General features: G+C 53.4%; 9 protein-coding genes. 5 read left to right on the top strand and 4 right to left on the bottom strand.

Annotated features, from left to right (window positions below; genetic code table 11):
• Positions 1-160: 160 nt before the first annotated feature.
• The 4 genes from ACY1JZ_RS19785 to ACY1JZ_RS19770 form a co-directional block, all read right to left on the bottom strand.
• Complete coding sequence (locus tag ACY1JZ_RS19785) at positions 161-925, bottom strand: inositol monophosphatase family protein (RefSeq protein ID WP_462630644.1); 765 nt, start codon at positions 923-925, stop codon at positions 161-163.
• Positions 926-949: 24 nt separating this feature from the next.
• A complete protein-coding gene (locus ACY1JZ_RS19780; protein ID WP_462630643.1) occupies positions 950-2,644 on the bottom strand; it encodes an ABC transporter permease in 1,695 nt (564 codons plus the stop codon).
• A complete protein-coding gene (locus tag ACY1JZ_RS19775; RefSeq protein WP_462630642.1) occupies positions 2,641-3,723 on the bottom strand; it encodes an ABC transporter ATP-binding protein in 1,083 nt (360 codons plus the stop codon). The genes ACY1JZ_RS19780 and ACY1JZ_RS19775 overlap by 4 nt, the downstream gene beginning before the upstream one ends.
• Positions 3,724-3,949: 226 nt before the next feature.
• Positions 3,950-4,972, bottom strand: coding sequence for an ABC transporter substrate-binding protein (locus ACY1JZ_RS19770; RefSeq protein WP_462630641.1), 1,023 nt, complete (start codon positions 4,970-4,972; stop codon positions 3,950-3,952).
• A gap of 348 nt (positions 4,973-5,320) precedes the next feature.
• Here ACY1JZ_RS19770 and ACY1JZ_RS19765 point away from each other — a divergent pair, with 348 nt between their 5' ends.
• The 5 genes from ACY1JZ_RS19765 (at position 5,321) to ACY1JZ_RS19745 (ending at position 12,508) form a co-directional block, all read left to right on the top strand.
• Positions 5,321-6,886 carry a response regulator transcription factor gene (locus ACY1JZ_RS19765; protein ID WP_462630640.1) on the top strand — a complete coding sequence of 522 codons (1,566 nt, stop codon included), beginning with the start codon at positions 5,321-5,323 and terminating at the stop codon, positions 6,884-6,886.
• A 14-nt stretch (positions 6,887-6,900) separates the two neighbouring features.
• Positions 6,901-8,685, top strand: coding sequence for a sensor histidine kinase (locus ACY1JZ_RS19760; RefSeq protein ID WP_462630639.1), 1,785 nt, complete (start codon positions 6,901-6,903; stop codon positions 8,683-8,685).
• 101 nt (positions 8,686-8,786) lie between these two features.
• A complete protein-coding gene (locus tag ACY1JZ_RS19755) occupies positions 8,787-10,505 on the top strand; it encodes a type 2 periplasmic-binding domain-containing protein (protein WP_462630638.1) in 1,719 nt (572 codons plus the stop codon).
• 90 nt (positions 10,506-10,595) lie between these two features.
• Positions 10,596-11,570: an ABC transporter permease gene (locus ACY1JZ_RS19750; RefSeq protein ID WP_462630637.1), complete on the top strand. Its 975-nt coding sequence runs from the start codon at positions 10,596-10,598 to the stop codon at positions 11,568-11,570.
• A gap of 17 nt (positions 11,571-11,587) precedes the next feature.
• A complete protein-coding gene (locus ACY1JZ_RS19745; protein WP_270167308.1) occupies positions 11,588-12,508 on the top strand; it encodes a carbohydrate ABC transporter permease in 921 nt (306 codons plus the stop codon).
• Positions 12,509-12,567 lie beyond the last annotated feature (59 nt).

Genomic DNA, 12,567 nt, shown 5'->3' with positions numbered 1-12,567 from the left:
CGCGCGGCCTCCTTATGCGGCGGAAGACGCCTCAGAGCCGCAGTCCGGTGCGGCCTGCCATCAAGCGGTCAGGCCGCCGCCGAACGCGGCGGCGCTTCTAGGATGGGAGCTTATGAATGATATAGCCCTGCCTGGGGCCTCCATTAGCAATCGCGATGGTTCAGAGCCGCTGCAGCAGCTCCTGCTGAATCGCCCCATTGCTGGCGGCGAGATCAGTGATGGCCAGATTGGCATCCAGCTTGTTCCCTTGCCAGTCGCTGGCTTGCCCGCCCGCCTCCTCCAGCAGCACCAGGCCGGCAGCGATGTCCCAGATCTTCAGATCCTGCTCGAAGTAGCCGTCCAGCCGCCCGGCGGCGACATAGACCAGATCGAGCGAGGCGGGCCCCTTGCGCTTCATGTCCTGGCAAGCGGCATAGACCTTGCCGACCGCGGCGAGCATCGGCGCGCTCTTGGCGCGGTCATAGGGCAGGCCGAAGCCGATGATGCATTGCTCCAGCGCGGTATGCTCGGACACGTGCAGCGGCTGGCCGTTCAGGAAGGCGCCCTGCCCGCTAAGCGCAGTGAACAGCTCGCCGTTGAACGGGTTATAGATGATGCCGAAGCGTTGCCCCAGGCTGTAGTGGGCGACCGAGATGGCAACATGCGGGTAGCCGTGAATGAGATTGGTCGTGCCGTCGATCGGGTCGACAATCCAGCGCGAGCCGATCGCTCCGTAATCGTTGTCTGCATTTTCCTCGGAGATGAATGCGCTTTCGGGAGACAGAGCGGACAGCCCTTCCTCCAGTTGATGCTGGACGCTCATATCGATGTTGGTCACGTAGTTGGCAAAGCCCTTCTCCTCAATCTTCAGATGCTTGCAAGCATTGCGGACATATTCGCCACATTGAAGGACGAGAGAGACGGTTTCTATCATCATAGCATGCATTGGCGTTCTCCTCACTGTCATATTTTACATCAGCACGCTGCGGCCGCCGGAGAACTTGTTGAACAGCAGCAGGGAAACGACAGTCGCTGCCGACAAGATGGAGGCCAGCGCGGCGGCCGTGCCGAAGCTATCCTTGAAGATTTCAGTAAAGATCGCGACCGAGATGGTGCCTGTCTGCCCGGAGAACAGAATAATCGTCGAGCTCAGCTCATTAATCGTCTGTACCCAGCTCAGGATGGCACCGGCGAACAGGCCGGGCAGCATGAGGAATGCGGTCGTCTTGAAAAATGTGCGCATCGGCGGCACCCCCAGACTAATCGAGGCCTCCTCAATGCTCGGATCGATCTGATACAGAATCGCCGTGCTGGAGCGCAGGATGAACGGCAGCTTGCGGATGACATAGGCGATGATGATGATCGCTGCCGTGCCCGTCAGCATCAGCGGGCCTTTGTTGAAGGCCATGACCAGCCCGATGCCCAGCACGGAGCCAGGGATGACATACGGGAACATGGCCAGGGAATCGAGCAGAGACGTCACCCATGTTTTGCGCCGCACAACCACGTAGGAGAGCAGAAGTCCGACAATAATCATGATCAGGATGGCGATGCTGGCGAAATAGAACGTGTTGCCGATATTACGCGCCAGCTTGAAGCCAATCGTCCTGTAGCTATCAAGACTGAAGCCGCTGACGAACAAGGGCCCGCGCGTCTTGATGAAGGAGGTGATGAAGACCACGATCTGCGGCGTAACCGCGAACAATGAGATCAGGAACGCGGCGGCTGTCAGCAGCGTGCGCCCAAGCGGCTGCAGCTTCTGCACAGCAGGCGGGCGCAGCGCGCTCATGCGATAGTTCTTGCGCGAGATGGCATACTTCTGCACGAACAGCACCAGCAGCGCACACAGGACAATCACCGTACTGAGCGTGCTCGCCAGATAGACATTGCCGCCGATGTCGCTCATATACTCCTCGTAGACCACGACCGGCAGTACCTTATAGCCCTCGGCGATCAGCAGGGGCGTCCCGAAGTCGGCCAGTGAGGTCATGAAGACCACCAGCGCACCAGCGCTGATCGTAGGCATAATGACCGGGAAGGTAAGCGTCAGCAGCTTGCGCATGCGGGACATGCCCAGATTCTCAGCCGCCTCCTCTAGTGAGCTGTCCATATTGCTAAGCGCCCCGGCAACGTACAGATAGACGAAGGGGAACAGCTTGAGCGTGAAGACAAGAATCATGCCATAGAAGCCGTAGATGGTCGGCAGTGTAATGCCGATCTGCTCGAACATCCGGGTGACGAAGCCATTGCGCCCGAGCAGCAATATCCAGGAATAGGCGCCAATGAAGGGCGGCGAGAGCAGCGACAGAATAATCATAATGTTGATTGCCGCCTTGCCCCATACGTTGAAGCGTGTCATCACATAGGCGAGCGGCACTCCGATCAAGGTAGCCAGTAACGTCGTGACAGCCGATACGGTCAGGCTGTGCTTCAAGGTATCCAAATAATATTTGGTCTGAAAAAATTCCTGAAAGTGAATGAGCGACAGCTTGCCCGTCTCCGGGTGGTACAGACTCTTGAGGAAGAGCGAGGAGAACGGGTAGACCAGAAACAGAATCATCAGCGCCAGCAAAATAATAATGACGAGAAGCCAGAAGGAGGGCAGTCTCAGCTTCAGACCGGAGCGCACGGAGCGTTCCGGCGGAGAGATGACGGGCTTGCTCATCGCAGCGCCTCCTTCGTGTCACAGTCGAACAGATGCAGGCGCGCGGGGTTGAAGGCCAGACTGACCTTATCGCCCATGCTGCGCAGATGATCTGTATCCTTGGCGTATTCATTCACCTCAACGACCGTGCCGCTGTTCAGCATGACCTCATAGCTGATATAGTCGCCAAGGAAGGTCACCATGCTAATCACACCCCGCAGCTCGCCATCCACACGCTCTGTCATGTACAGATCCTCGGGACGGATCGCAGCATCAACCGGGCCGCGGCGTTCCTTGGCAATCGGCACATTGAGCGAGGACATGCCTTCAATGACCACCGTACAGGTGCCGTCTCCAAGCGGGAGCATCTCGGCCTTCATGAAGTTGGATGTGCCGATGAAGCCTGCGACGAAGGAGGTGGCCGGCTTCGAGTAGATCTCTTGCGGTGTGCCGATCTGCTCGACGATGCCGGCGTTCATGACCGCTACCCGATCAGACATCGCGAGCGCCTCCTCCTGATCATGCGTCACATAGATCGTCGTAATATTCATGTCCTTCTGAATCTTCTTGATGGCGATCCGCATCTGAATCCGCAGCTTGGCATCCAGGTTGCTCAGGGGCTCATCCATCAGCAGGATAACGGGGTGAATCACGAGCGCCCTTGCTAGCGCAACCCGCTGCTGCTGTCCGCCGCTAAGCTGAGACGGGTCGCGATCCTTATACTGGCGGATATGCATCAGCTCCAGCATCTCGTCCACGCGCTCGGCGATGATCTTCTTGGAGAGTCGGCGGGCCTTGAGGCCGTAAGCCACATTATTTTGAATCGTCATATGGGGAAAGATGGCGTAGTTCTGGAACACCATCCCGATATTTCGCTTGTAGGCTGGAATATCATTGATGACCTGATCATCGAAGTAGATCTCGCCGCTCTCGATGGAATTGAAGCCCGCGATCATGCGCAGCAGGGTCGTTTTGCCGCAGCCGGATGGGCCGAGAATCGTGAAAAATTCGCCTTCCTTAATGGAGAAATCAATGCCGTTAACTGCAATATGGTCGCCATACTTCTTGGTTACCTTGCGAATCGTAACACGGTGGCTCATCTATACCTTCACCTCTTATCTGGTTGGGGAGGCGGCTTCCGGCGATGCAGGAGCCGGGATGCCGCGGCAGACTGTGGCAGACCGCGACACCTGCTTGCCGAATATTCGCACCTCCCGTTATTATGAGCTTGAAGCGATCTGCAAGCAGGGCAAGACGGATTGGCGGGCAGCCAGCCTGTACTCGCCGCATTCCGTTAGGCTTGATGCCCACAGCCTGCTGAACATGTTATTGCCCGACGACAAATTCCTTCCACTTCTTCGTGATCATCTCTTTGTTGGCAATCACCCATTCCATGTCATACGGAATCTTGTTGAGCTGATCGAGCGGTGCCATGCCCTCCGGCTCCGATACATCTGTCCGCACTGTGCGACGGTAGATCCCGCCAATCTGTGACTGCGTCTCCTTGCTGAGCAGGAAATCAACGAATTTTTGCGCGTTCTCCATGTTTTTGGCATTCTTGACGATAGCAAGGCCAGAGGTCAGCAAGGTGTTGCCGTCGCTCGGATAGACGATCTTGAGGTCAGCCCCGGATTCGAGATATTTCAGCGCGCCTTGCTCGTAGGTAACACCGACACTGTACTCGCCATCCGATACACCCTTGAAGGTGCCGGAGGAGCTGCTGATCAGCTTGCCGTCGAGGTTATCCACGAACCGCTTGATCAATTCCATCCCGTCCTCGCGAGTCGGCTTGGACAGGATCATATTAACGACCGCCGTGAAGGAGGAGCCGGACTTCACCGGATCGGCATGGGCGATCTTCCCCTTCCACTTGGAATCCGTCAGATCCTCCCAGGATCGAGGCGCATCCTCATCCTTGACGAGCTTCGGATTGTAGACGATGACCATCGGCTCCAGGTTGAACCCGTACCAGGTATGGTTCGGACTCTTCGCCTCCGGGATCAGACTAGCCAGCTCTGTGCTCTCGTAAGGCTCCAGCAGATCGTCTACGACGGCATAGCCATCTACGAAGCCGCCCCACAGCACATCTCCTAGCGGGTTCGCCTGTTCAGCCCGAATGCGGGCGACCAGCTCTCCCGTGCCTGCACCAACCAGATTAACGGTAATGCCGGTCTTCTCCTGAAATTCCTTGACGATCGGGTCAGACCAGTCGGCTGCGTGTGAGTAATACAGGGTGAGCGAGCCGGAGCCCTCCGTACCGGCGGAATCGCCGTTGGAGCTGCCGCAGGCGGCCGTCAGCATACTGATTACAAGCAGCAAGGCGAGCAGGGTTGCCATTCTTCTTTTCATAGGGGTGCCTCCTCTGTTTTAACTTCTCCAGCATGCTGTATCCTTCGCTTCCTCGTGCGGTAGTTTGGCTGCTGCCACTAGCGTAGGGAGCATGCTGATCTGCGCGACGCCGACGCCGTGTTTCCCGAGCCGCTGCTGTGGTTAAGAACGACGGTGACCGTTTGCGCTTGATGTTTACGCTTACATTTTTAGTGTATGATGTTCTTGATGGTCTTTCAATGAGGCGATCTGTCACTTTTGTTTGTAAAAACGGAAGGTTCCGGTAAAGGAATCGGACACTATAGCTGTCGAATACCTCATTCTAGAAAGAATTGCATTCCGATACAAATTTAGAAAGAGGGGTGTCGCATGAACACAGTGGTCATTGTGGACGATGAGCAATTTGTGCGTAAGGGATTAGTCAAGATGATGGATTGGGAGGCTCTGGGCTTCCATGTCATTGGTGAAGCGGACAATGGGGAGGATGCCTTCGCGATCATTCGGGCGAACAAGCCGGATCTGGTCGTCACAGACATCCGAATGCCAGCGATGGATGGGCTGGAACTCATCCAAGCGGTAGCGGAGGACGGGCTGGATACCGAATTCATCATCATTAGCGGATACAATGATTTTCGCTATGCACAGCGGGCGATCCGCTTCGGTGTAATGGATTATGTGCTCAAGCCTGTGGATAAAGAGGATATGACTGAGATACTGAATAAGCTGCGCGGCAAGCTGGAGGAGAAGCGGAGAGAGCAGGAGCGACAACGGAATGAGCTGGGCCAGCGGCAGATCGAAGCGCTGCTGCGCGGGGAGCTGCGCGGCGAAGAGCTTGCCAGGTGGAGCGCACCTTGGGTAGAGGCGGGGGCCGAGCAATATGTGTATGTGCTGGTCGAGCTGAGCAGTGACCAACCATGGGAGCAGGAGACAGCGAGCGATACGAGTCAGATTCGCAGCAGGCTTCAGGAGGTATTCCGACACACGGCTCGCTCGCCGCTCGCTCCGATCATCTATGAGCATCGCAGAGCCTACGGGCTGATCATCCCCGATCTGTACTGGCGAGCAGCACATCATCAGTTGGCTGGCTATCTGCAGGAGGTGCTTCACCAGCTCAACCAGGAGCCGGGCTGGCAATACCGGGCGTATACGGGAGAAACCATCCATTCCCTGGAGCAGTTGCGGCATTCCTACCGTAGCGCCAAGGAGGCGGTAGCGTATCGCTTCGTTCTGCATCAGCAGCTATTACTGCAGCCGGCGGATATCGAAGGCATCTCGCTCGTGTATAAGCCTCTGCAGGAGCATACACATCGACAGTTGATCGAAGCCGTGGAGGAGAATAAGCCGGAGCATATTATGCAGTCTGTCCAGCGTATCTTCGCCGAGTGTGTGGAGGAGCGCTTCTCACCGGAAGCGATCAAGACAGCGATCGTTCAATGCGTGGCATCGGTTATCAAGTCGATCCGGGAGTTCGAGGGTGATGACCAGGAGCTTCGGCATATAGAGGCGATCATTGGCTGGCATGATCATAATATTACCTGGACAGGGCTCAGGCGGTTGTTTGAGCAATTCATGTGTGAGGCTGCGGAGATGATCAGCGGCTTGTACCGGACGGCTGGTCAGCGGGGGATCTATAAGGTGAAGTCCTATGTCGATCATCATTTCCACAAGAACATTAATCTGAAAAGTATTGCCGCCCAATTTTATATGAACTCTGCTTATCTTGGACAGCTCTTCAAGAAAAGCTACGGCGTATACTTCAATGAATATTTGCTGCAGTTGCGGATTGACGAGGCTAAGAAGCTGCTGAAGCAGGGCGATCTGAGAATCTATGAGATTGCTGATCGGGTAGGGTTTAATTCGGCGGATTATTTCGTCATCCAGTTCGAGAAGCTGGAGAAGATGACGCCGACAGAGTATCGGAATCGCTGGAAGTGACAGGAGGAGCAAGAATGAAATTGCTGAATAATGTCAAGCTGCGCAACAAGATGCTGGCTGTCTATTTTCTATGTGTATTCGCGCCTATTCTGCTGACGAACCTGATCTTCTACAATGTCATTGCCGACAATGTAAGGGATCAACGAATTCAGGATATTGACCGAGCCATTGCACAGATTGGCAATGAATTCAGTCAATTGCTGGACGATGCGGTCGGGCTGTCCTCTTATTTTTACACGGATTTTCGAATCAATGAGATTCTGGAACGGGATTTTGTCTATGCAGAAGATTATGTCGAGGCCTATGACGGCTATCTGCGACGTGTCATGAACAGCTATAACCCCGGCGCGGTCTCCTATCAGAACATGTTGATTTATGTGGATAATACGACACTGCTGCATTCAGGCAATATCGGTTATCTGTCAGAGCAGATTCGTGCAACGGACTGGTACCGGGCGGCGGGGGTCAGTGCCGGCTTGCAGCCTGTATTTGTACGGACGGAGGGGGGTGGCGGTCGGTTCGCGACCTTCTCCCTGCTGCGCAAGCTGGACTATTTCCCTGAGAGGATGCATAAGGAGAAGCTGCTCAAGATTGATTTCAGAACAATTGATCTGGAGGAATTGTTCACCAATCTTAACATTCAAGGTGATATGTATCTTATTAATCCGAGCGGCTATATTGAATATACGACCAATCGCGAGCTGGACTGGCGAGCCAGCAGCAAGCAGCGGTATGCTCAACCTGAATCGCCGTCCACGATCGAGTTCGCTCTCGATTACAGCGACATCAGCTATTTGCAGGGCTGGCGTATTATCGGGACGGTGAACTCAGATGAGGTGTCCAAGGAGGTGTGGAAAACCCGCGACTTTATCCTCTGGTCGGCTTGTCTGATGGTGACGCTCCCTACACTGATCATTACGATTACGACCCGTTCCATTACGCGAAGAATCGTTAAAATATTGAGGCATATGAAGAAGGTCAAGAGTCAAAACTTCGAGATTATACAGGAAGCGGATGCCCGCGACGAGATCGGCCAATTAACGCTGGAATTCAATCGGATGACCCAGCAGATCAAATCATTGATTCAGGATGTATATCTGGCAGACATTCAGAAGAAATCGTCAGAGCTGGAGCGGCGCAAGGCGCAGTTGAATGCGCTGCAGAGCCAGGTGAACCCGCATTTTCTGTTCAATGCGCTGGAGACGATCCGCATGCGCAGCCTGCTCAAGAACGAGGAGGAGACGGCCAATATTATCCATAGCATGGCGAAGATTCTCCGCAGCTCTCTGACCTGGAGCAAGGACCGAATTACAGTCCAGGAGGAGCTGCAGTTCATTCGCTGCTTTCTCGACATTCAAAAATACCGGTTCGAGGACAAGCTGGACTATCATATCCAGGTTGACCCGGATGCTTACCTGTGTACGATACCAAAAATGATGTTCCTGCCGTTTGTTGAAAATGCGTGCATTCATGGCATTGAGGCATTAAAGCACGGAGGCGTGCTGGAGATTCAAATTGAAGTTATCGGGCAGGAGCTGGTATTCGCCATCCGGGATAACGGGGTTGGCATGACGATGGAGAAGGCAGAGGAGCTGCGGCGATATGTACAGACGGATGAGGTGATGGGCGAGCGCATCGGCATCCAGAATGTCATCTACCGCAGCAAGCTGATCTATGGCGATCAGTTCCGATTCGAGCTGCATAGCGCGCCAGGCAACGGGACGCATGTTCGATTATCGATTCCCAAGGGAGATGGTTCCCGCAGAGAAAGTATATCCAGTCATGGAGAGATCATATAATTTGTAAAACATAAACCATAATTTAACCGGTAATCAAACCATAAGTTACTCTCTATACTAAGAGTAAGCAAGAAATAGATACAGAGAGGGGAATGAACACATTGAGTAAAAGCAAGATTATGCTGCTAAGTCTGGCGGCCGTCATGCTGTTATCTGTTGTGACAGCTTGTAGCGGAACCCCAGGGAAAGACAACAGTACAGCGACCAAAGCAGGGTCATCGTCGACGGGCTCCGAATCGAAGGGTAACAATTCGGCAACCTCAGAGGATAAGGTCACCTATACGATCTATAATGGTGTGGCGAACACGAAGGACATCAATACGAACGAAACGACGATCGGCAAGATTCTTGAGGATCAGACCGGCGTCAACTTCAAGCTTGAATTTCTTGTAGGCGACTTGAATACGAAGATCGGCACGATGATCGCATCAGGCAAGTACCCTGAGGTACTGATCCCGGATGCGGCGATTGAAGAGGTTCTCAATGCAGGCGCTTTCATTCCGCTCGACGAGCTGATCGAGGAGCATGCTCCTAATATCAAGCGGGTATACGGGCCATATATGGAGCAGATGAAGGGCAAGGACGGCAAAATCTATTTCTTGCCGATCGCTGTTCAGGTAGGCGACTATGTGCCTGACCCTGAGCCAGCGGCAGCCTTCTGGGTGCAGCGCCGTGTGCTGGAGGAAGCCGGGTATCCGAAGATCACCACCCTTGATCAGTATATGGAATTAATCGAGAATTATGTGGCGAAGCACAAGGATGAGAACCTGACAGGGATGGTTTCACTGACGCATGACTGGAGATTCTTCGCCACCTCCAATCCGCCGATGCATCTGATGGGTTATCCGAATGAAGGTAATGTCACGGTCGACCTGAATTCACTGGAGGCCAAAACCTATGCAGGCACCGAGGCAACCTACAAATGGATGAAAGCGCTCAACGAGCTGAATGCTAAAGGCCTGTTCGATAAGGCATCATTCGTGGATAACTATGATCAATATATTGCGAAGCTGACCTCGCATAAGGTACTGGGCTTCTTCGACTACAGATGGCAGGTGCAAAATGCGCTGAACCTGCTGAAGGATGCGGCGCGCAAAGACCCATCCCTGAGCCAATATAATTACTTCCCGCTGCCGGTAACCTTCGATGAGAATACGAAGGATGCTTACATTGACCCGCAAGGCGGGTTGGTCAACAACCGCGGCATCGGCATTACCGTTAGCGCGAAGGACCCGGTTCGGATCATCAAATACTTCGACAACATGCTCAAGGAAGAGAATCAGATTCTGACGAGCTGGGGAATCAAAGGCGAGACGTATGAAGTGAACGAGGAAGGCCGCTTCTATCGCACGCTGGAGCAGATCAACATGATTGACGAGTCGTTCAATGAGAAATTCGGCTTCAAGCAGTATGGCTGGAACTGGCCGAGCTACAATGCGAATTCGTCGTTGTCCGATGGCAACGCCAAGAACGTATTGTTCCAGCCGGAAGTATTCCAGATGAGCCTGATCGACAAGGACAAGGAAATTCTGGACAAATACGGCGTGCAAACGTACAGCCAGATGTTCGCTGCACCTGTGTACCGTCCATGGTTCCCGGCATGGGGCTTTGCGAAGGAGCAGAACTCGCCAGAGCAGATGTGGGAAACGAGCAAGGATGAGCTGACGAAGAAGTATTTCCCGAAAATGGTACTGGCGACGCCTGACAAGTTCGAGGCGGCATGGGAGGAATATACGAAGGAATTCGCTAAGCTGGATACGGCTGGCTACGAGAAGTGGACGACCGATGAGGTCAAGAAGAGAGCAGCAGCGGCAAAATAATGCAGCATAGCGGCAGGCCGGGTCCAAGGGTTCACCGGAGCAACCGGCCTGCCGCTTACCCTTAAGTGGAGCAGCGGAAGGAGAAGATTTATGGAGACCAATACTGCGCCTACACCATCCAGTGCTGCGGCGGCCAAGAAGACAAGCCGAATCGGCGTCTTCTTCTCCAAGCTGATGCGGCAGCGGGCTCTGATGCTGATGTCCGTACCGTTTGTCATTTGGTTGCTGATATTCAAGTACGTCCCGATCTGGGGTTGGACGACAGCATTTCAGGATTATAAGTCCCATCTGAGCATATGGGAGCAGACGTGGGTCGGCTTCAAGCATTTTGAGTTCTTGTTCGGCGATGATCGCTTTCTGCGCGTCCTGCGCAACACGCTTGCGATGAGCAGCATTAACCTTGTATTCGGATTTGTGACCGCCATTACGCTGGCGCTGCTGTTGAATGAGCTTCGTCATATGGCCTTTAAGCGGATCGTGCAGACGGTTAGTTATCTACCACACTTTATCTCTTGGGTAGTTGCGGCGAGCATTATCCAGACCACCCTGGCGCCGGAAGGCATATTGAACCAGATTCTTCTCTGGATAGGTGTGATCGACAGAGGAAATGAGATCTTATTTCTAGGCATTCCCCACCACTTCTGGACGATCTTCGGAGCAGGCTCGATCTGGAAGGATGTCGGCTGGAACACCATTGTATATTTGGCTGCGATGACGACGATTGACCCCGCTCAGTATGAGGCGGCAGAGATGGATGGCGCAGGCAGAATCAAGAAGATGATGTACATTACCTTACCTGGCATCAAGCCAGTCATTATCGTATTGCTGATTATGAATATCGGTTACTTGATGGAATCGGGCTTTGAGCCACAGTATTTGCTGGGCAATGGGATGAATATCGATTACTCTGAAAACATTGACATTTTTGTCTTGAAATACGGGATTGCGCAAAGCAACTTTTCTCTTGCGACCGCAGCGGGGATATTTAAGACGGTCGTCAGCTTCATTCTTCTGTTTTCAGCGAATCATCTTGCCAAGCGGATGGGCGAAGCCAGACTATTCTAGAAATGGAGGTGCAGCGCATGGCTGCGAAGGGTGCACGAAATACCATTAAAATGCCGCTCGGCGACAGAATATTTGATCTGTGCAACTACGGGTTCATGATTATACTGATGTTTGTTACGCTGTATCCGTTTCTTAATGTTCTGGCGGTATCACTCAATCAGGCGCAGGATTCCATCAAGGGCGGCATCTATCTGTGGCCCCGGATATGGACGCTGGATAATTACGCCTATGTTCTGAAGGAAGCGACGATCTTCCATGCCACGATGATCTCGGTGCTGCGTACTGTAGTGGGTACGGTATTAACCGTATTTTGCTCGGCGATGGTCGCTTATACGCTGACGAAACAGGAATATGTATTGCGTAAATTTATTACGATTGCCTTTATCCTGACCATGTACTTTAACGGTGGACTGATTCCTACCTTCTTGCTGATGCGTGACCTGGATCTGCTGGGCAGCTTCTGGGTGTATATCTGGCCGGGTCTGATCGGCGTGTTCAATCTGATCATTATCCGCTCCTTCATTGAAGGCTTGCCAGAGAGCATCCTGGAGTCGGGGAAGATCGACGGCGCCGGCGAGTTCCGAACCTTCTTCAGTATCGTACTGCCATTGACGACGCCAGTGCTGGCAACGGTAGCCTTGTTCTCGGGTGTCTACCAATGGAATTCATGGTTCGACGTGTTCTTGTACAATTCCTCAGACATTGATTTGAGCACGCTGCAATATGAGCTGCAGAAGATCCTGCAGAACTCCAATACGACAACCAGCTCCACGAGCGGGATGGTATCGGGGATGACTGGAGGGTCGCAGAATATGGTGACACCGCTGTCCGCACGAGCCACGATGACGATTGTCGCCTCCGTGCCGATCATTATGGTCTATCCGTTCCTGCAGAAATACTTTGTTAAGGGTATGATGGTCGGTGGGGTGAAGGGCTGAGCTGGGGTAACGTTGTAAGCAACAAAATAGGGCATCCGGGAATCAGTGTGAGCTGATAA

It is taken from the genome of Paenibacillus sp. J5 (assembly GCF_054955055.1).
The sequence above is the reverse complement of the archived record's forward strand: the minus strand, read 5'-3'. Positions and strand labels throughout refer to the sequence as shown.